The organism is Actinomadura rupiterrae (assembly GCF_024172125.1).
In the GTDB taxonomy this organism is placed as follows: domain Bacteria; phylum Actinomycetota; class Actinomycetes; order Streptosporangiales; family Streptosporangiaceae; genus Spirillospora; species Spirillospora rupiterrae.
In genome coordinates this window covers 284,107-304,052 of sequence record NZ_JAMZEA010000006.1, presented here as the reverse complement: position 1 = coordinate 304,052, position 19,946 = coordinate 284,107, and the positions used below count along the sequence as shown (strand labels likewise).

Below are 19,946 nucleotides of genomic sequence, written 5' to 3'. Positions count from 1 at the left end.
CGAACGGACCTACGTTCGGTGCACGGAGCCTTACGCCCACAAGTAGGCGGTGGTGTGGTGGATCCTCATCATCCGGTGTGGACGACGTCCTCTCTCCGCGAGGCGATCGCGCACCAGCAGTACGGGCGGGTCGTGCGGATCCTTCGGCAGGCCGAGGGGCTCACCCTCGCCGAACTCGGCCGCCGCTGCGGCTACTCCGCCTCGCGCCTCTCCCGGCTCGAACGCGACCTCGCACCTCTGGCCGATGTCGGTATTCTCCGGCGATTCGCGACGGCGCTGAACGTCTCACCCACCGTTTTCGGGCTCCTCCCGGCCGAGGAAGAATCTGCCGGTGCAGACGAGGGACTCGGCACGCCATCGGGGCCTAATGTGGTGCCCGGTGACCGCGGTGCTACCGAGGAGGACCCTGTGCGACGACGCGAACTGCTGGCCGCGAGCGCCGGCCTGGCCGGAGCCGCCACCCTGGGTCTGCCGCGCAACGCCCTCGCCGACCAGTGTTTCGACCTCGACCGGGTCCTGTACGAGCCCGCCCGTACCGCGCCCGTCTCCTTGGACCGGCTGGAGACGGCCGCGCGGCGCGCCCGCGACCAGTTCCAGGCCGCCCACTACGACGCGCTCACCCAGGCACTGCCTGCCCTGGTCGCGACCGCCACGGCCACGCGTGAGCACGCGCCCCACGGGCAGACCGAGCGTGCGAACGCGATTCTCGCCGATGTGTACCTCGCGGCGAACGCTCTGCTGCTCAAGCACAACGACGACCGGCTCGCCGGAGTCACCGCCGACCGGGCCGTCCAGGCCGCCGCGGCAGGCGGCGACCCGCTGACGCTCGCTGACGCCCGCCGTGCGGTCGCGGTCGTCATGCGCCGCACCGGCCAGCGTGCGCAGGCCCAGCGGCTGCTGCTGGCCGCAGCCCACGAGCTTCAGCCGACCGGCGACCCGAGCGATGAGCACCTGTCGATGTACGGGAACCTGCTCCAGATCGCGGCCTACACCGCTGCGGTGGACGGCGACCGGCACTCCGCCCGCGACTACATCGCCGAGGCCGCCGACACGGCGCAGCGCCTCGGAGCGGACGCCAACCACCGCTGGACGGCGTTCGGCCCCTCGAACGTGACCCTCTACCAGGTCAGCATCGCCCAAGTCCTCGGCGACAACGGCACCGCGATCGAGCACGCGCAGCGCCTGCGCGGCGTGAAGCTGCCGACCCGGGAGCGGGAGGGGCGGCTCGGTGTGGACGTCGCCCGCGCCTACCACCAGTGGGGCAAGCCTGACGCCTGCTACCGGGTGCTGCGACGCGTGGAGCGGATCGCACCGGATGAGGTCCGGCACCGGCCGCCCGTCCGCCGCATGGTCCAGGACCTGCTGCGCGCCGACCGCCGGGGTTCGCTGCCCGGGCTGCGCGCCTTCGCGGGACGCGTGGGCGTGCGAGCCTAGCTCGGCGTCGCGTAGTCGCAGAATGCGACGACCGCCTCCTTGGACGACGCGGCCTGCTTCACGACCTTCCCGTCCACCGTGATCGTGCAGGCGACCGAGCCGCTCGTGCTGTAGCTGGAGACGTTCACCATGAGGAACTGACCGGCCCCGCCCGCGAGCTGCTTGCGCCACGGGAGCTTCGCGCCGGGCAGCTTCTCCGTCCCGGACGGTGTGGCGTAGATGAGGTCAGCGGTCTTCACGGTCCCGGTGACCTCGTACACGACACTGTGCTGCACCTTCGCGGGGCCGCTGCCCTGCGTGGGCGGAGCGATGGTGGGGTCGGCGGCCCGGTCCGGGCTCTGGCAGGCCGCCAAGGCGACGGCGGCGGCGAGGGCGGTAGCGAGGCGGGCGGGGTGCTGCATGGGGACTCCCGTGATGAGGGGTGTCCACCACGGTAGACAGCGCCGCGCGTCCGGGCGGCCGTCCGGCAGGATGCGGACACGCGACCGCCCGCCAGGCGGACGCTGGCGGGCGGTGGTTGCCTGTCTCAGGCGGCCGTCGTCCACTCCCCGAGGCACTCCCGGATCGCAGAGAGCGCCTCGCGCCGGGCCGACCACGCCGCGTCCCATGCCGCCTGCTGGCGCTCGGTGAGGTCCATCGGGTCGGCGATCTCGGCGGCGAGCGCGGACAGCCGCGCCTCGGCCGCGCGCAGACGTCGCCGGGCCCGGTCAAGGTTGATCAAGGGGTCGGGGGTCATCACCCGGACATGCTATGCCGGGCCGCTGACACTCAAGGCCGGGCAGGTGCCCGCGGCACAGCGCCTCACCGCCGAGGACGGTCAACGCGACGCGGGCACCGTTCCAGCCGCCGACCGGGTCCAGGCCCTCGCGGATGCAGGCCGCGCACATCAGGTGCATCGGGCCTCCTAGGAGCGGGCCGGGGCGGTGCGCATGTACGCGGCGGCCTCGGCGAGCCGCTCCGACAGCTCCCCGCACATCTCCGTCGCCTCCTCCAGCGCCCCCATCGCCTCGGAATTCGCGCCGCTCATCTCGATCTCGGCGAGCACGTCGCGGAGCACCCGGTGCCCGAGGCCGATGATGTGGATGGCCGTGACGCGCTCGCCCCGGCGCAGCTCGGAGGTCTCCTCCCAGATCGCCGGGACGTTGTCCTCGCAGATCGACGCGACCGAGCCGAGCGCGGACAGGACGAAGTACAGGCTCGGGGCGTGCCTGCCCAGCTCGTCGCAGGCTTCCAGCAGCTCGGGGATGCGGGACGGGTCCAGGTCGGTGTCGCTCATCGGGTCTCCAGTCGGGCGAGGATCACGGGCAGGTCGGCGCGGGTGGCCAGGACGGCGCGGGGCGCGGTGCCGTCGGCGGGCCCGACGACCCCGGCGGCCTGGAGGGCGGACATGAGCGCGGCGGCGCGGCCGTGCCGGATCCGCAGCTCGCGGCGCAGCATCGACGTCGAGGCGGCGCGCGCTTCGACGACCAGTCGCGCGGCCGTGGCCAGCAGCTCGTCGGCGGGGCCGGCGGGCGCGGGGTCGGGTCCGGGCGGGTCGGCGGGCGGAGCCTCGGTGGTTGTGCCGGTCGCGCGGGCGACGACGGCGGCGATCTCCTCATCGGTGATCATCGCTGCCTGGAGTCTGCGTGCGCTGCCCGCGCCCATCGGCCGGTACAGGGCGTCGCCCGCGCCGATCAGCTTCTCCGCGCCGCCCTGGTCGAGGATGACGCGGGAGTCGGCCAGCGAGGACGTCGCGAATGCCAGCCGGGACGGCATGTTCGCCTTGATGAGCCCGGTGACCACGTCCACGGACGGGCGCTGGGTCGCCACCACCAGGTGGATCCCGGCGGCGCGGGCGAGCTGCATGATCCGCACCACGTGCGTCTCGACGTCTTCGCGGGCGATGATGATCAGGTCGGCGAGTTCGTCCAGCACGACCAGGAGATACGGCATGAGCTGCGCGGCCTGGCCGTGCAGGGTCCGCACCGTGCCGTTCCTGACCTTGGTGTTGTAGCCGTCGATGTGCTTGCAGCCGTTGGCGGCAAGTACCTCATAGCGGCGGTCCATCTCGCCGCCCTCGCGCGCCAGCCACGCCAGCGCCTCCACCGCGTCGGCGGCCTCGGTGATGATCGGGCGGAGCAGGTGCGGGATAGGTCGGTAGGCGGCCAGCTCCACCCGCTTGGGGTCGATGAGGATCATCCGCAGTACTTCCGGCGGGATCCCGCGCACCAGCGGCCCGCAGATCAACGAGTTCAGGAACACCGACTTCCCGCTGCCGGTCGCGCCGCCGACCATCAGGTGCGGCATCGCCGTCAGGTCGCAGCCCACCGGCGTCCCGTCCACGTCCCGGCCCAGCGCCACCGTCAGCGGACCCGCGCCCGCCAAGTCCAGGCCCCGCAGGACGTCCCCGACCATCACCATGTCCCGCACCCGGTTCGGCAGCTCCACCGCGAGCCGGTCATCGCCGCGCGCCGCACCGACCCACGGCGGATGCTCGCACTCCATCGCCCGCCCGATGTCGTCGGCCAGCGCCGCGACCTTGCTGCCGCGCACGCCCGGCCCGAGGGTGAGCAGGTACCGGGTGATGGTCGGGCCGCGCACGTGCCCGGTGACGCGGGCGTCCACCTTGTGCTCGGCCAGCACCTTGTCCAGGATGCCGCTGGTGCGTTCGGCGTCGGTGCCGTCGTCGCGGCTGGCCGCCCCGGCGTGCAGCAGGTCCAGCGCCGTGCCGGTCTTCGGCGCCCGGACGGCGGGCGGCCCCGGCGGCAGGTCGGCGGTCGCCGCGGTCGCGGGCGGCTCCGGCTGCTCCGCGCCGGTCCACCACAGGTAGGCGGCCACCGCCACCGGCAGCACCAGCAGCAGCAGCGGAACCTGGACCGCGACCTGCGGCAGCAGCAGCGACCCGAGCACCAGGCAGCCCCACCGCGCCATCCGCGCTCGCCGCCGCTCGGAGGCGACCTCCCCGCTCGTCGGGGTCGGGTTGGTCTCGACCGGAGGCGGCGGGTCGGGCCGGTAGCCGTGCCCGTAGTCGGCGCGGCGCTGCCGCTCGGCCTCGATGTGCGCGTCGCGGCGCTGCCGGGACCGGTCGATGAGCCGGTCTTTGGCGCGGCGGGTCAGCTCCGCCTCGTCCAGGTCGGACGCCTGGAGCCACTCGGGGAGCTGCGCGGTCGCGCGCTGGTAGCCGCGTCCGAGACGGGCGCGCGCTTCGCCCGTTCGGCCGGCGGGCAGGCGGTCCCAAATCCTCAGCCGGGCGCGCCATTCGGCGCGGTTCTCGGTGCGGGTAGTGGTGTCCATCTCCTGGCCTGCGGTTTCGTGAGCGGGAACAGGGGTGGGAAGGGCCTGGGAACAGGCCGGGAAGGGCCTGAGAACGGCTCCGGGAAGGGGGCGGGAACAGGGCCGGAACAGGGTCACGGACGTGCGCCCGCCCCGTTTCGGCCCTACGGAGTGCCCCCGCCGCCGTTCCCGTTGCCGGTGTTGGGGTTGTTGCTGTAGCCGGGCCCCTGGATGCCGTTGACCGCGTTCTGCACCTGGCCGCCGGTGTTGCTGATGGTCTGGAGCGCGGTCGGCCCGAACACGCTTCCGGCCAGGATCAGCCCGACGATCAGCGCGGCGACGATCGGGACGCGCGTCGTCTTGTGGCGCTTCCACGCCATCACCACCGCGAACACGGCGATGATCAGGATGAGCGTCCGGCCGCTGTCCTGGGCGGGGAACTGCGCGGTCGGGTACTGCTGCGGCTGCTGCCGGGGCTCGGCCGCCGTGCTGTTGGGCGGCCGGATGGGGTAGCTGCTCTGGGTGTGCATAGGTTCTCCCATGGGTGTATCCCGCCCCCGGGATCAGGGACGGGACGGGTTGCGCGGTGCGGCAGGCGGAGGATCTCGCGAGTTCTTGAGCTGGCTCACGACGCGTCCCGACCGGCCATGACTGGCACACGCCCGTTGATCTCGGGCGGAACGCCCGGCTCGCCGTCAGGTTCCTGTGCGCCGCGCTCGCCGTGTTCGCGGACCATCTCCGACAGCCGGTTCCGGTTCACCGCGAACGCCTGGGCCACCTGCCTGATGGACGGCCTCTCCTCCGAGCAGTCGCGCTGGTGCAGGAACGCCGTCAGCGCCGCGTCCTCGCCGGTGGACGCCACCCCGTGCGGGCAGCGTGCCACTGGCTCGCTGCTGCCATCGTCGGCCGGAGCGGGGCCGCCTTCGCGGGCCCGGCGGACCATGCCCATCAGCGTCTCGTAGGACAGCACCAGTGCCACCGGTGCCAGTGCGCTGACCAGCGCGCTTCCGCGCCCGACGTGCCAGCCGGATGCCACGTTCATGGCCACCGTGGACAAGATCCCGAAGGCCAGCGACGTGACCGCGAGGCGTGGCCTGCGCATGCCGTGCTGCGCGGCGTCCAGGAGGGCCAGCGACGACCCGAAAATCATGAGGTCGGCCACCAGCGGCACCAGGTAGGCCACCCAGCCGTGGCTGCCGGTCCGGTGGGTGACGTCCAGCCCGTGCTGATAGGAGATGACGGCGGTGATCGCGGCGAGCGCGGCCAGCGACAGGCCACCGCCGAGCCGGACGTAGCCGCTGCTCTGCTGCTGGCGTGCGGCTGGTGCCGGGCTGCCCTGCCTGATGCGCCGGGCCAGCCTCCTGCGGACGGCGGAGACGGGGTTGAGGTTCCTCATGGCCGTGTCCAGTGGGGTCGGGTAGTTGCCCGCGACCCGCAGTCAGTGCGGATGATTCCTGCGGGTCGCGGGTGTCTGAGCGGTGATCGTCAGGCCGTGCCCTTGGCGCGCCTGGCCGCCTCGGCCGACTGGGCTTTGGCCATCTGCTGTTCCGCGCGGGTGCGCGCCGCCGCGCGCTCGACGATGCTGCCGTAGACGCGGATGTTCTCGGGGTTCTCGCGCCGGTTGAGCAGCCAGTACTGGGACTCGGGCACGATCTCGTCCATCAGCCGACGGTAGGCCGCGAGCTGGAGGGCGAGGCGACGGTCCCGCGACATGTTCTCGGGCCGGAACCTGGGCGGAAGCTCATCCTCGGCCATGGCCCACCTCCTGGTGGGTGGCGTGGCGGCCCGCCAAGGCGGGGAGCGGGCCGCCACTTCCCCCCTCGGTGCGGCGGTCAACCCGCACCGATCCGGACCGCGCGGCCGTGCTTTCCCTGGCACGGGCCGCGCGGCGTGATGTGAGGGCGGCCGGGACCGCGCCGCGCCCGTCCACCCCCACGCTCATGCGGACCCGACCTCGCGCAGCACGTGCCGGATCCGCGCCGCGACGGCCTCGACGTCGTCGAGCCCGCCGATCGCGTTGCCCCACGGCCAGCGGAACGCGCCCTCGCGGACGATGACGCGGTCGTTGAGCTGGGACACGTTCGGGTTGGCCACGCGCAGGACGTCACCGTGGACGTCGCTGCGGAGGTCGGCGTACCAGCCGTAGGAGATGAGTTCCGTCGCCAGCTCCAGCAGAGCTGCCTTGGGGTCGGTCTCTTCCATGCCCCGACGGTAGGTGTGACGTGCGCCACGGAGTTGCCAGGTGGCAACTCGCCGCCAACAAGCGGCAACCGACGGCTATGCGATCAGTGTGGGACGCCCATCCGCGCGGCCATTCCGCGCAGCTCACGGCCCTGGGAGGCGATGCGCGCCTGCTCCAGCATGACCCCGATGGTCTCCCGGACTTTGCTGTCGTTGCGGAACCTCTGCGGCGCGACCTGCTCCGAGCGCCGCAGCCATCCGATCGCCTCGTCCCGCCGCTTCGGGTCGCGGGCCACGCCCCGGCCCACGTCGGCGAGGAAGCAGGTCTTGCGGCCGAGGTGCGCGTCGAGCTTCGCCTCGTCCACCTTGGCCGCGAGCCCGGTGACCTCGCTGCCCGCCTTGCCCGCCTCGACGCCCACGGTGACGTACCAGATCGCGACGTTGGTCGCGCTGAACGCCTGCCAGTTGCCGTCCAGGTCGTCCGGAACGCGGGTGGCGAGGTCGGCCGCGACCTCCAGCCAGTGGTCGGCCGCCGCGTGGTCGCGGCTCGCAGCGGACGCGAGCGCTGCGGACAGCGTCAGCATCCCGAGCACGGGAACGTCCCGGTCGTCGCGGATGTGCGGGTCGAGCCGGTCCACGGCGCGCTCGGTCAGCGATTGGATGCGAGGCCAGTTGCTGGCGTTCGGGCGGAGCAGCGCGAACCCGGCCTTGCCGCGCGCGATCGGGTCGTCCAGGAGCACGGCCGTCTCGTCGGCACGCATCGCGGCGATGTGCCCGAGGTCGGGGTGCTGGAGCGAGCGCGCCATCCCGGCCGCGCACATGTACGCCTCGACCAGCGTCGCCAGGGCGAGCCGGTGCGCGGCCTCGTCGGCGGGGGAGTGGGCGTGCCAGTGCAGCTCGTCGATGAGGTCCGGCAGGTATTTGCCGACCTCCAGGTAGTTGTAGCGGCGACGCTCGGTCTCCACCTTGCCCGCCATCAGCGCGGCGAGGTCGGGCAGCGGGCGGGCGCGCTCGACGACCGGCTCGGAGTGGTAGCCGTTGGTCTCCAGTGCGACCCTCAGCGGCGGGATGTACCGGTGCGGCTCGGACTGGAGCGGGTCGGAGGTGAGGTGCGGTCCGCCGACTAGCTCATGCTCCGACACCTGGAGCGCAGTGGCGAGGGCGGCGATGTGGGACCGGCGGTCCAGGCTCCTCTGCCCGCGTTCGGCACGGGACAGAAAGCTCTTGTCGAGTCCCGCGAGTCCGCCGAGTTCGTCCAGGGTGAGTCCGCGCCAGCGACGTAGGGCCCTGAGACGGGCACCGATGGTAATCTCATCGTGCATCGGCCTCGCACCTCCTGGGTGTCTCGACAACCCCAGGCTACGGCGCGAGGCCGTCCCGCGTTAGGCGTTCAACACCCGTACCGGCACGCACGGGACGGCGAAAAACAAATGATCACGCACCAGGCACGCATGGACGCGAAAGAGGCCGCTTCCCTCGATTGAGGAAAACGGCCTCTGACTAGGCGGTGGGCGATACTGGGTTCGAACCAGTGACCTCTTCGGTGTGAACGAAGCGCTCTCCCACTGAGCTAATCGCCCCTTGCCGACTGGCCTTGCGGCGTTCCCGGCAGGAAGAACTCTAGCGCATGTCGGGGGGTGTTCGCGCATTGGTGGGTGGTCTGGAAGTCGGGACGTGGGTCCTGGGATTCAGGGTGTGGTGCGGAGGGTTGAAGGTTACGCTTGGGTAGGTTTGTCGATCCCTGATGCGTTCGTGGCTCGTGTCGGAGGTGGTGGGCATGTCCAGGCTGGCGGACTTCTCCGGGCTGTCTGCCGGGCAGCGGAGGCGGCTGGGGGACGCGGCGGTGGAGCTGCGGCCCTACGTGCCGGCGATCGCGGGAGAGGCGGCGGAGAGCATCCGCCGGGAGATCCCGCAGTACGGGCGGACGCACGATCCGCGGTACGAGCTGGCGGTGGTCAAGGCCGTCCAGGAGCTGATCGGGCACTTCGTCGATCTGATGGGGGAGCGGGACGTCTCGTCGGACGAGGTGGTGGCGTACTTCCGGGAGCTGGGGGCCGGGGAGGCGCGGGAGGGGCGGTCGCTGGACATGTGGCAGGCCTCGGTGCGGATCGGGGCCGGGATCGCGATCGGGCGGCTCACCGAGCAGGCGGAGCGGCTGGGGCTCGGCGGGAACGTCAGCGAGATCGGGTACATCGCCCGGGAGGTTTTCGCCTATACGGATCGGATCGCTGAGGTCGTCGCCGAGGGGCACGCGGAGGCTCAGGCGCGGGCCGAGGGGGAGCGGGAAGGGCGGCGGCGGAGGCTGATCGATCTGCTGCTGACCGATGAGCCCGAGGCGGGTGAGTTGCGGGACGTGGCGGCCAGGGCCGGGTGGGCGTTGCCGCAGCGGGTTGCGGCGGTCGCCTTGGCGCGGGGGAAGGACCCGGCTCAGCGGCCTGCACTGCCGCCGGACGCGTTGGTCGGGCTGCATCTGGACGACGCGTGCGTGATCATGCCCGACCCCGAGGGGCCCGGGCGGCGGCATCAGTTGGAGACGGGCCTTGATGGGTGGGTCGCCGCGGTGGGCCCGGCGGTCGGGCCGCATCAGGTGGCGCGGTCGCTGCGGTGGGCGCGGCGGGCGCTGGGGCTCACGGTCAAGGGTGTGATCGACGGCGAGAAGCTGGTCGTCGCGACCGAGCACATGCCGCTATTGGTGATGACGGGCGAGCGGGACCTGGTCGAGCTGGTCGCCGATCGGCGGCTCGCGCCGCTGCGGAAGGTCCGGCCCGCGCTGCGGCGGGTGCTCGCCGAGACGCTGCTGGCGCTGATCGAGTGCCGGTTCAACGCGACGGTCGTGGCGTCCCGGCTGAGCCTGCACGCGCAGACCGTCCGGTATCGGCTGCGGAAGCTGGAGGACCTGTTCGGGCCCGTGCTGCACGAGCCGTCCGTCCAGCTGGAGCTGCACATGGTGCTGCGGGCGTGGCTCGCGACGACGTCAGACGAAGGGGAGTGACAACACGAACGTCCCGCCGGAGGATTCCGGCGGGACGTTCGGGGGGTGGTCAGCTGCCGGCCGGCGCCGGCTTGGCCCTGGCGGTCCTCTTCGCCGCGGGCACGGGCTTCTTGTCCATGGTCACCGGCTCCTTCGGGACGGTGACCTGGACGCGGCCGACCCGGCGCCCGGAGCGCCCGTCACGGCGGGTCAGCCGCAGTCTGAGGAGGGAGAACCCGCAGGAGCAGGCCAGCGCGGCCAGCCATGCGGCCTGGGTGGACGTCAGGTTGCCGTGGTCCGGCGTGACCGACGAGCGCAGCGCCAGCGCGGCGCTGGGCTGGGCGAGCGAGCCCGGCGCGATCTGCGGCGGGGCGACCGGCGGCGCGGCCACCTGCGGCAGGGCCACCTGGTTGGACGGCGTCGTGCCCGGAGGCAGCGTCGTCCCGGGCGGCACCGTCGGCAGGTTCCCGTTGTAGCTCGGCGGCGCCGACGAGTTGGGTCCGGTGACCGAGAAGCTCGCCGAGTCGGACGCCGAGGACGCGTAGCTCGCCGACGCCGAGGCCGTCACCGTGATCGTCCCGGACGGGGCGCCCGACGGGACGATGATCTGCGTGAACGCCGACCGCGGGCCGCGCACCGAGCCGAGCGGCGCCGTGGACGGCGAGACCGTGGCGCCCGGCGCGGAGATGTGCACGACCGTGTTCTCCGCGGTCCCGCCCGAGGCGCTGACCCGGACGGTCGCGACCAGCACCCCGCCCGCCGCGACCGAGGACGACGACACCTGCACGCTCACCGACAGCGTCGGATGCGCGGGCCGGGTGTGCGGGGGCGACGAGGGCCGCCCGGGCGGGTCCGAGGTGTGCGAGTGCGTGGGCGTCGGGGTCGTCGTCTTGGTGGCCGTGGGGGTCGGCGTCGGCGTCTCCGAGCGGGTCGGGGACGAGGCGGTCGGCGTGGGGGTGGGCGTCGGGCTGTCGGACACCGGTTCGCCGACGCCGCTGAACCGGGCCATGGGCGTCCGGCCGGAGCCCGGGTGGTGGGCGCCGTGCCCGTGCCCGATCACCGCGACCGGAATGACCCAGGCCGTTCCGAGGCCTATCACCAGGACCGGGCCGGCGACCCGGGCGCTTCGAGGAACGCGCATTGTCTCCGCCAATCTCCGCGGGCGTCCCGCCCGTCTTTCCGAGCCCCCTCGCGGGTTCTCCCAGGCGTCCCGGCAAGTGTCCGATGCCGGGGAATGACTTGGATGGGATCATGCGGCGGAACCGGCGGCAACCGGTTCCGGACCGTTCTATAACCAATCGCTTACAGCCTTTGCGGCGCGCGTTCGGAATTGTCACCGGACGCGCGCCGCAAGGCCGCGAGCACTACTCGGACGGGTGGCGGCGGTAGCGCATCGCGCGCAGGACGACCTCGATCCCGAAGCGGCTGTCGGGGTCGCGCAAACGGTCGCCGAGGATGCGTTCGAGCTGCCGCATCCGGTACCGGACGGTCTGCGGGTGGACGTGCAGCCGCTCGGCGATCTCGGCCGCCGTCCCGCGCGTGACCAGCCACTCCCGCAGCGTCTCGGTGAGCCGGTCCGCCTGCGCCGGGGTGAGCCCGTCGAACGGCGCGAGCTGCCGCCGCGCGAGCTGGTCGAGCAGCTGGACGTCCGACAGGAGCCACAGCGTGGACAGGTGCTCCTCGCACTGCACCAGCGGTCCGGCCGTCAGGACGTCCCGGGCCGCGAGGGCGAGCGCCTGCCGCGCCCAGCGCAGCGAGTCGGACGCGCGGGACGGCACGACCGGCAGCCCCACCGCCGCCCGGTGCTCGGGGATCGCCGCGCGCAGCATCGCCAGCCGCCCCGGCGTCACCGGCCCGGGGAACAGCAGGTGCGGCGCCGGGTCGTCCAGGTCGGTGAGGACGTCGCCGTCCAGCGCGCCGCGCACGCACCGCCCGCGCGGCTGGATCGCGACCAGCACGACCTCCTGCGGGACGGTCCAGCCGGCCGCCGAGGCCAGCTCCCGGACCGCGGCCGGGGACGCCGGCGGACGGTCCAGCAGCAGCCGCAGCAGCCTGCGCCGGCGCTCCTCGGTGACCGCCGCCGGGCTGCGCTTGGCCTGGACGTACCCGTCCAGCGCGAGCGCGGCGAGCCGGTCCATATGGTCGAACACCGCGTCCGCGAGCCGGGCCATGACGGCGGGCGACACCTCGTGCTTGGGCGCCACCTTCATGATCCGCCGCCAGGCGGTCTGGCCGCTGATCCGGAACGCGGCCTGGAGGCACTCCATGCTGCGGCCCTCGCGCGCCTCCAGCTCGCCGAGCCGCCGGCACGCGTCCTCGTCTCCCGACCGGGCGCGCCCGGGGTGGCCGCCCTCGACGCGGTCCACGAACACCGACAGCTGGCGTTCCACGCTGGCCCGCAGGACCTGCCCGTACGGGCTGTCGATCGGGCCGGCGTACTCGGGGATGTGCCGTCGGATCTCGCCGATGATCTCGTCGGTGAGGCTGGGCAGCTCCGGCCGCATCATGATGGCGAGCTCGCGCGGAAGCGGCGGCACCGGCCCCGCCGGGACCCGTCCTTCCTGGTGGTCGAGCGTCTGCGTCATCGGTAAACCTCCTCGCCGTCGGCGACCGGCCCCTCCCGCCCCGCTCCCGCGGGGGGCCGCGGGGAGCGGGATCGAGCCGGTGCGCCGAGTGCGGCACGGGACCGCGGATGAGGGCGGGACACGCCGAGCGGGGACCCCTGCGCGCCGTCCCGCCGCGGTCCGGGACTGCCCCGAAGCTAGAACAGCCGTGGCCGATCCCATACTCAACGGCTGCCAAACAGCACCCGCCGAATGTGCGTCCCGCTCACAGAAAACACCCGTCCACCCGTCCTGCCGGCCCGCCGGGACGATCCGGTGCACGCGTATGAACGCGGTTCTGGCGTCCGCTGACAACGTTTCCGGGGACCTTGTCACCTGCAGACAAAGGGCGAGGTAAGCACTCGGTGACAACCGCCGGACGGGATCTGCTCATCCGGCGTCAAATGCTTGTACCGGGTATTACGCAGAGGTTAATCGCCTTCCTATTGTGTCCGGCAGCCCACGGGCGGCCGCACACGCGGCGGCGTCCCGCGGACGGCAGCCCGCGGACGCCCCGGGCGCTCAACGGAAGGCGGCCCACACAGCATGAGAGTCACGAGCATCCCCGCGCGGCGAGGCCGCGCCGCACTCGTAGCGGCCGTGCTGCTCGGCGCGCTCCTCACCGTCCTGTCCGCCGGACGCCCCGACCCCGCGTCCGCCCAGACCCCCGGCCCCAAACTCGCCGCCCCCGACGGCGTGACGCTCGGCTTCAGCTGCGACTACCCCCTCATCGGCAAGCAGGACCTGTCGGTCCGCATCAAGCTCAACGTGCCGAAGGTCATCGTGGCCGGCACGAACTTCAGCAACTACACGCGCTTCGACACGATCGCCACTGTCAGCTCGAAGACCACTACCGGATTGCGGGCCCAGGATGCCGCGACGATCGAAGGCACCGCGCTTGCCAAGGCGACGGTCGTCCTGCCATCACAGCAGGTGCACATCAAGAGTTCCGCGTCGATGGTGAAGACGAAGGTCCCGCCTGGCGGCGGCTTCCGCGTACAAGCGAACGGCACCGCCCCGAGCTTCGAATCCGACGATCCAGGCGAAGGCAGGATCGAACTGACCTCGCTGACCCTCGCGCCACTGCTGTTGAAAGCAGATGGCAGTCTCACCGACCTTGGCAAGGACTTCAGTGTCAACTGCACGCAGACGAGCGGGTCGAACGTGCTGGCGGCATTCAAGGTCGTCGCGTCGGACGCCGTCCCGCCGACCAAGCCGGGCGCGCCGGTCGCCGTCTCCCAGGGACCGACGCAAGCGACTCTGGCGTGGACGCCTTCGACCGATGACGTCGGGGTGCAGGGCTACAAGATCTACGACGGAACGACCAAAGTCGCCGACACCTACGACGGCAACTCGATCGTGACGGTCCAGAACCTGACCGCCGGGCCGCACACCTTCACGGTGAAGGCACGAGACCTGGCTGACAACCTGTCACCGGCGAGCGATCCGACGATCGTGCAGATCGGCGCGGACATCCGGGAGAAGGTCCCGCCGACCGCCCCGACAGGGCTGCGGGTTCCGACGGACGGCAACCCGCCCAAACCGCTGGTCGGTGGGACCTGGGCGCGGCTCGAATGGACGGCGTCCACCGACAACGTCGGGGTCACCGCGTACGACATCTACAGCGGTGCCAAGGTAGTGGCGACCGTCGATCCGACGGATGAACCGTGGGGTTGGGTGCAGGGGCTTACTCCGCTCAGCACCTACACGTTCACTGTGGTGGCCAGGGACGCGGCGGGGAACGTGTCGCAGCCGTCCAACGCGATCACCGTGCATACCGGCAAAGGGCCGCCCAAGGGGTGCGGTGACTACCACGGTGCGCCGGCCGACCTGTCCTCGCACGGCTGCCTGTACATGGCGGGCTTCAACAACGTGAACAAGCTGGACGGCGCGGCGATCGTCAACGATCCCAAGCAGGATCCGGTGTTCGCGAACGTCGCGTTCAAGACCGTCGAGCAGAAGTACATCGACGCGCGGTTCCGGTTCGTCAGGCCGCTCCGGTCGAAGACCACGTTCCTGACCTTCGGGTTCATGCCGACGACCGCGACGATGGAGCTCGACCAGATCGGCGACGGCACGATGCACGGCGACTACACGGGCGACGGCTACAACGTCACCGCCACCACGACCGTCCGGGTGCGGATCTCCGACGCGAGGGCGAACGGTGCGCCGGTCAACGTCGGTCCCCGCTGTCAGAGCGGCAAGCCGATGAACGTCGTGCTGACCGCCAAGGCCGCCGACTTCAAGGACATTCTCGAAGGCGGACGCCTCACCGGGACGGTTGCCATCCCGAATTTCTCCGGATGCGGTGTCGGGGAGAACATGAACCGGCTGTTCAACCACGCCATCTCTGGCCCTGGGAACTTGCTGAAGATTCGCCAGGGACCCATCTGCAAGGCCGAGTCGGAGGACTGTCCGCCGGTCGATCCCGAGCGCTGAAAAGGAGCGAATAGTGAACGCTGGAATGCGGCGAGTAATCGCTGTGGCATTCGGGGCGGCGGTGCTTTTCGGTGCCGCGGGCTGTGGTGGGAGCAAGGACAGCGCGTCACCGCCCGCCTCCTCTGGGGCACCCGCGCCGTCAGCCGGTGCGACCGCTCCGAGCAGCGGAAACGTTGCGCCGACGAACCGAGTGACGACCGCGCCGGACGCCGTGAAGAAATCGGCCGAGGCCAAGCGCAAGCTGGACGCCTGCCTGACGAAGGCAGGCGTCAAGCCGATTCCCCCGACCGGCCGCCCGCTCAGCGACAAGGAGGCGGCGGCCGCGCGCAAATGCGCCGGAGACATCCTCAAGGGTATTGGAACCAAGTGAGCGAGATACCCGGAAAGTTTGTCAGGCGGGTCTGAGAACGACGCCACATCCGGAGCGTAGTTTACGGGCGTGAAACACCGTGCCGAACGCAAATCCGGAGGTGAGCTCGAATCGGGGGTGGAAATCCGTCGATGCGCATCACGCATCTGGTCGTAACTGAGAGGTAACGAGTGAGCAGCAAGTCTCGGGCGCTCCGCAAGGGAGCCGCAATCGGCGCCTCCGCCGGGGTCGTTGTCGGCCTCGCCGGGGCGCTCGGCGCCGGAACCGCTTCGGCGGCCCCGGCTTCGCCGGCGCTGGCCAGCACGCACACGTTCAACTACACGTGTACCTACCCGCTGATCGGGAAGCGGCCGCTCAAGGTCGCGATCAACACCAACATCCCGGAGAAGCTGGGCGTCAGCCAGAACACCGGCAAGATCCAGTTCACCTGGACGGCCACGCTGGGCGATGAGACCACCTCGGGCCTGAACGCGGTGGACGGCGCGACCATCGAGGGCTCGGCCGAGGCCAAGGCGCAGGTCGTCGGCCCCGGCTACCCCAACGGGGTCAGCGTCTCCACCAAGAACGCGCTGGAGCCGACCCAGATCCCGTCCTCTGGATCCTTCCAGATCAAGGGCTACGGCGAAGCCCCCGGCATCTCCTTCGACTCGGCCGGGCAGATCACCGCCAAGCTCGGTGACATGAACCTGAACGTCCTTCTCAAGAAGAAGGACGGCACTCCCGGCGCGATGGGCACCTTCAAGGCGCCCTGCACCATGGACGCGGGCCAGGACGCGACGGTCGCCAGCGGCCAGGTCGTCGACGGTGACCAGACGCTGCCGTCCCCGATCACGGCGCCCTCGTACTTCCCGTACACGGGTGCGCCGGTGAGTCCCGGCCAGCTGAGCTACGCCCTCAACCTCAAGGGCAACTCGTTCATCAAGTCGCCGAACGGCAACATGCCGCTCGACGGCAACATCGGTGTCAAGGTGGACGGTGCGACCGGTGCGATCACCGGTGACCTGACGCTGAAGAAGGCCACCGGCAAGATGAACATCCTCGGCTTCCTGCCCGTGGACGCCACGGTGGACTTCGCCCAGGTGGGCCAGACCGTCGGAACCTACTCCAACGGCGAGATCAAGACCACCTCGACGATGTACATCAAGCTCCCGCTGATGAGCCTGATGGGTATCCCGCTGGGCGGCGGCGACCAGTGCCAGTCCAGCAAGCCGTCGGCGATCGACATGTTCTCCACGCCGGGCCAGTTCTTCAACCCGAAGGTGGGCGGCCCCTACAAGGCGTCGAACTACACCATCTCGGACATCGTGAACTGCGGCCCGCTGAACGGGATTCTGAGCATCTTCACCGCGGGCTCCGGCAACACGATCGACGCCAACCTCACGCCGTCGGCCTGACCGCCGGCTTCGCACCAGGGGCCTGAGGCCCCGATACCTCTCCGCGCGTGACGCGGTCCGTCCCCGCCGGCGCCCCCGCCCGGTGGTGGGGACGGGTCCACGCGCCCCTGCTCCCAGAACCACCCCAGAGTTCCCTCCTCCCCATGAGAGGCAGCAGGTGAAACGCCACAGAAGTAGAGCCACGGCGGTGATCGCCGCCGCGGCGACGGTCGCGACCGGGCTTGTCGCGTTCGCGACCTCTACCCCGGCCTCGGCGGACACGCCGCAGCTGTCGCTGGACTACCGCTGCGACTACCCGCTGATCGGCATGCAGGACGTGCATGTCGACATCTCGTCCGACATCCCGGACACCACGACCGCCGGCGTGCAGAACCCGGCGTTCAACATCAAGGCCGTCTCGACCATCGGCGCGGACACGACCTTCGGTCTCAACACCATGGGTGCGACCACGATCGAGGGCAGCGCCAAGGCCCAGGCCAAGGTGTACTCGCCCGACTACCCGAACGGCGTCGGTGCCAACACCACGGTCACGCTGGACAAGGCGAACGTTCCGGCCTCGGGGCCGTTCTCGGTGAACGCGGCGGGCAAGACCCCGGCGCTGGAGTTCGACACCGCGGGCTGGGGCGCCATCAACGTCGGCAACCTGACGCTCACCGTCACGCCGAAGGACGCCGCGGGCAACCCGACGGCGCTCGGCACGCTGACCGTGAACTGCTTCCAGAAGCCCGGCCAGCACAACGTGCTGAAGCAGTTCTACGTCGACGACGGCAAGACCCCGAAGCCACCCAAGCCGGACCCGGTCGACAAGCCGGTCACGGGACCGACCGAGTACGGGAACCCGACGTACCCGTCGAACCCGCATGAGATCACACTCACCTACATGTGCCCGTACCCCCTGATCGGCAAGCACCCACTGTCGGTCAAGGCGACGATCGACTACCCGGCCACGGTCAAGGTCGGCGACTACGCTCCGCCGATCCACATCAAGTCGATCAGCACCACCGACGACGGCACCGTCGAGGGGCTCAACGCGCTCGACCCGGCCCCGGCCACCATCGAGGGGTCCGCCAAGGCCACGTCGACGCTGATCGTCCCGGAGATCACGGGCTACCCGGACAACGGCCTGAAGGCCTATGTCAACCTGCCGATCGCCAAGACCTCGATCCCCGCGACCGGGCATCTTGAGATCCCGGCCGAGGGCGACGCCCCCAAGATGGTCTTCAAGACCAAGGGCAAGGGCTACCTCAAGGTCAACGACATCGTGCTGACGATGACGCCGCGGCTCGCCGACGGCTCGCCGCAGCCCGACATCGGCACCTTCACCAAGACCTGCGTCCAGGACGCGGGGCAGCAGAACACGATCGCCTCGTTCGACATCGTGGACAACACGACGGTTCCGCACCCGGCAGTGACCGGTCTGACGGCGGGCACGCCCACCGACACGACCGTTCCACTGAGCTGGACGGCCCCGTCGGGCGCGACGCCCACCGGCTACGAGGTCTACAACGGCTCGACCAAGGTCGCCGACGTCCCCGCCGGCACCACGAGCTACACCGTCTCCGGTCTGAGCGCGTCGACCAAGTACACCCTCGGTGTCGTCGCCGTCTACTCGGACGGCGGCAAGTCCGACCCGGCGACCGTGGACGCCACCACCTCCGGCACCCAGCCCCAGCCCCCCGCGAAGGTCACCGGGCTGACCGGCACACCGGGCACCGACAAGGTCGACCTCAAGTGGGACCCGTCGGCGAACGCCACCTCCTACGAGGTCTACAACGGTTCGACCAAGGTGACCGAGACCGCCGCCACCAACTTCACCGTCACCGGCCTCCAGCCGAGCACGAAGTACACCTTCGGTGTGGTCGCGGTGAACAAGGACGGCAAGGCCGACCCGACGACCGTTGAGGTCACCACGGCAGACGCGCCCAAGCCCCCGCCCGCGGCGGTCACCGGGCTCGCTGCCAACGGCCCGACCGACACCACGATTCCGGTGACGTGGAACCCGTCCACCGACGCGACGTCCTACGAGGTCGACGTCAACGGCACGAAGGTCGCGGACAACATCACCGACACCAAGTACACCGTCTCCGGCCTCACGCCTGTGACCAAGTACACGATCACCGTCTACGCCGTGAACGTGAACGGCAAGTCCGACCCCGCCTCGATCGAGGCGTCCACGGGCACCACGCCCATCCCGCTGCCGCAGCCGGTGACCGGCCTGGCGGTGGACGGCACCCCGACCACCACCGGAGTCAACCTCAAGTGGACCGCGGGCAAGGACGCGAAGTCCTACACGATCTACAACGGCTCCACCAAGATCGCTGAGAACGTCACCGACACCAAGTACAGCGTCACCGGCCTCAAGCCGAGCACGAAGTACACCTTCGGTGTCGTCTCGGTGAACGACGCGGGCCAGTCCTCGCCCGTCACGGTCGATGTGACCACGCCGGACGAGCCCGGCAACCCGCCGGCGGACGTCACCGGCATCGTGCTGGCGAGCGCGCCGGACGCCACCTCGGCCACGATCAAGTGGAACCCGTCGAGCGGTGCGGACTCGTACGAGGTGACCGTCAACGGCAAGACCGACACGGTCAAGGTGCCCCAGGACACGATCACCGGTCTGACGGCGAACACCAAGTACACCGTCTCGATCGTCGCGGTGAACAAGTTCGGCAAGTCCAAGCCGGCGACCTTCGAGTTCACCACAGGCGGCAACGGCAACCCGGGTGGCAAGTTCGCCTACACCCTGGCTGGCTCGTCGTTCGTCAAGGCCGCCAACGGCACCGTGAAGCTCACCGGCGGCATCCAGGGCGACGTGGACTCCTCCGGGAAGTTCACGGGTTCCCTGACGCTGAACAAGACGAGCGGCACCTTCCAGCTGCTCGGCTTCATCCCAGCGACCGCCGACGTGGACTTCGCCCAGCAGGGCCAGACCACCGGCACGCTGTCCGGCAGCAGCCTGACGTCCAACTCCAAGATGATCGTCAAGCTGCCCTCGGTGAAGGTGTTCGGCTTCGAGGTCGGCGGCGGGACCACCTGCCAGACGACCGCCCCGGCCGACATCACCCTGAAGTCGACCGACTTCAACCAGGCGTCCGGTGGCAACCTCACCGGCACCTACACCCTTCCGTCGGTCAGCGGGTGCGGAATGCTCAACTCGCTGATCAGCGCCCTGACCGCCGGGCCCGGCAACACCGTCGCGGTCAAGCTCACCAAGGCGGGCTGAGCCCCGCTCCGGTAGCCGATCCCGGCAGAGCCCCCGCCGCCGCACCCACCTGCGGCGGCGGGGGTCCCCCCGCACCCGG

17 protein-coding genes and 1 tRNA gene are annotated in these 19,946 nt (G+C 70.9%); 6 read left to right on the top strand and 12 right to left on the bottom strand.

Translation table 11 applies throughout. The features are described from left to right. The first annotated feature begins 57 nt into the window (after positions 1 to 57). Positions 58 to 1,434 (top strand): helix-turn-helix domain-containing protein, encoded by a 1,377-nt coding sequence (locus FHU30_RS22135; protein ID WP_253878451.1) that lies wholly within the window; start codon positions 58 to 60, stop codon positions 1,432 to 1,434. Here FHU30_RS22135 and FHU30_RS22130 read toward each other — a convergent pair. From FHU30_RS22130 to FHU30_RS22085, 10 genes are all read right to left on the bottom strand, one after another. Further along, positions 1,431 to 1,835, bottom strand: a complete 405-nt coding sequence (locus FHU30_RS22130) for an MmpS family transport accessory protein (protein ID WP_253878450.1) — start codon at positions 1,833 to 1,835, stop codon at positions 1,431 to 1,433. The two genes, FHU30_RS22135 and FHU30_RS22130, sit on opposite strands and share 4 nt — an antisense overlap. A 125-nt stretch (positions 1,836 to 1,960) precedes the next feature. After that, the gene (locus FHU30_RS22125; protein ID WP_253878449.1) at positions 1,961 to 2,170 is read right to left on the bottom strand and encodes a hypothetical protein; all 210 of its coding nucleotides are present in this window, start codon (positions 2,168 to 2,170) and stop codon (positions 1,961 to 1,963) included. 168 nt (positions 2,171 to 2,338) lie between these two features. After that, entirely contained in the window at positions 2,339 to 2,710 is a 372-nt protein-coding gene (locus FHU30_RS22120) for a hypothetical protein (protein WP_253878448.1), read from the bottom strand. After that, positions 2,707 to 4,707 (bottom strand): DNA translocase FtsK, encoded by a 2,001-nt coding sequence (locus FHU30_RS22115; RefSeq protein ID WP_253878447.1) that lies wholly within the window; start codon positions 4,705 to 4,707, stop codon positions 2,707 to 2,709. The genes FHU30_RS22120 and FHU30_RS22115 overlap by 4 nt, the downstream gene beginning before the upstream one ends. A gap of 143 nt (positions 4,708 to 4,850) precedes the next feature. Further along, positions 4,851 to 5,216 carry a hypothetical protein gene (locus FHU30_RS22110; protein WP_253878446.1) on the bottom strand — a complete coding sequence of 122 codons (366 nt, stop codon included), beginning with the start codon at positions 5,214 to 5,216 and terminating at the stop codon, positions 4,851 to 4,853. Positions 5,217 to 5,311: 95 nt separating this feature from the next. Then, positions 5,312 to 6,082, bottom strand: coding sequence for a DUF2637 domain-containing protein (locus FHU30_RS22105; RefSeq protein WP_253878445.1), 771 nt, complete (start codon positions 6,080 to 6,082; stop codon positions 5,312 to 5,314). A gap of 89 nt (positions 6,083 to 6,171) precedes the next feature. Next, positions 6,172 to 6,441, bottom strand: coding sequence for a hypothetical protein (locus tag FHU30_RS22100; RefSeq protein ID WP_253878444.1), 270 nt, complete (start codon positions 6,439 to 6,441; stop codon positions 6,172 to 6,174). Between the two features lie 183 nt (positions 6,442 to 6,624). Continuing rightward, positions 6,625 to 6,888 (bottom strand): hypothetical protein, encoded by a 264-nt coding sequence (locus FHU30_RS22095; protein ID WP_253878443.1) that lies wholly within the window; start codon positions 6,886 to 6,888, stop codon positions 6,625 to 6,627. 83 nt (positions 6,889 to 6,971) lie between these two features. After that, positions 6,972 to 8,189, bottom strand: coding sequence for a helix-turn-helix domain-containing protein (locus tag FHU30_RS22090; RefSeq protein ID WP_253878442.1), 1,218 nt, complete (start codon positions 8,187 to 8,189; stop codon positions 6,972 to 6,974). Between the two features lie 186 nt (positions 8,190 to 8,375). Beyond that, positions 8,376 to 8,447: transfer RNA gene (locus FHU30_RS22085), tRNA-Val, on the bottom strand. 197 nt (positions 8,448 to 8,644) lie between these two features. On the opposite strand from FHU30_RS22085, the gene FHU30_RS46240 reads away from it, so the two are divergent. Further along, positions 8,645 to 9,859, top strand: a complete 1,215-nt coding sequence (locus FHU30_RS46240) for a PucR family transcriptional regulator (RefSeq protein WP_301323476.1) — start codon at positions 8,645 to 8,647, stop codon at positions 9,857 to 9,859. Positions 9,860 to 9,908: 49 nt separating this feature from the next. On the opposite strand, the gene FHU30_RS22070 is transcribed toward FHU30_RS46240, so the two are convergent. Both FHU30_RS22070 and FHU30_RS22065 read right to left on the bottom strand, forming a co-directional pair. Then, positions 9,909 to 10,979, bottom strand: a complete 1,071-nt coding sequence (locus FHU30_RS22070; RefSeq protein ID WP_253878441.1) for a hypothetical protein — start codon at positions 10,977 to 10,979, stop codon at positions 9,909 to 9,911. Positions 10,980 to 11,202: 223 nt separating this feature from the next. Then, positions 11,203 to 12,423 (bottom strand): PucR family transcriptional regulator, encoded by a 1,221-nt coding sequence (locus FHU30_RS22065; RefSeq protein WP_253878440.1) that lies wholly within the window; start codon positions 12,421 to 12,423, stop codon positions 11,203 to 11,205. A gap of 564 nt (positions 12,424 to 12,987) precedes the next feature. On the opposite strand from FHU30_RS22065, the gene FHU30_RS22060 reads away from it, so the two are divergent. From FHU30_RS22060 to FHU30_RS47170, 4 genes are all read left to right on the top strand, one after another. Beyond that, a complete protein-coding gene (locus FHU30_RS22060; protein WP_308211358.1) occupies positions 12,988 to 14,880 on the top strand; it encodes a DUF6801 domain-containing protein in 1,893 nt (630 codons plus the stop codon). Between the two features lie 190 nt (positions 14,881 to 15,070). Then, positions 15,071 to 15,250: a hypothetical protein gene (locus tag FHU30_RS22055; RefSeq protein ID WP_253878438.1), complete on the top strand. Its 180-nt coding sequence runs from the start codon at positions 15,071 to 15,073 to the stop codon at positions 15,248 to 15,250. 170 nt (positions 15,251 to 15,420) lie between these two features. Beyond that, positions 15,421 to 16,644 carry a DUF6801 domain-containing protein gene (locus tag FHU30_RS22050; RefSeq protein ID WP_253878437.1) on the top strand — a complete coding sequence of 408 codons (1,224 nt, stop codon included), beginning with the start codon at positions 15,421 to 15,423 and terminating at the stop codon, positions 16,642 to 16,644. Positions 16,645 to 16,831: 187 nt separating this feature from the next. Continuing rightward, on the top strand, positions 16,832 to 19,867 hold the full coding sequence (locus FHU30_RS47170; protein ID WP_253878436.1) for a fibronectin type III domain-containing protein: 3,036 nt from the start codon (positions 16,832 to 16,834) through the stop codon (positions 19,865 to 19,867). The last annotated feature ends 79 nt before the right edge of the window (positions 19,868 to 19,946 follow it).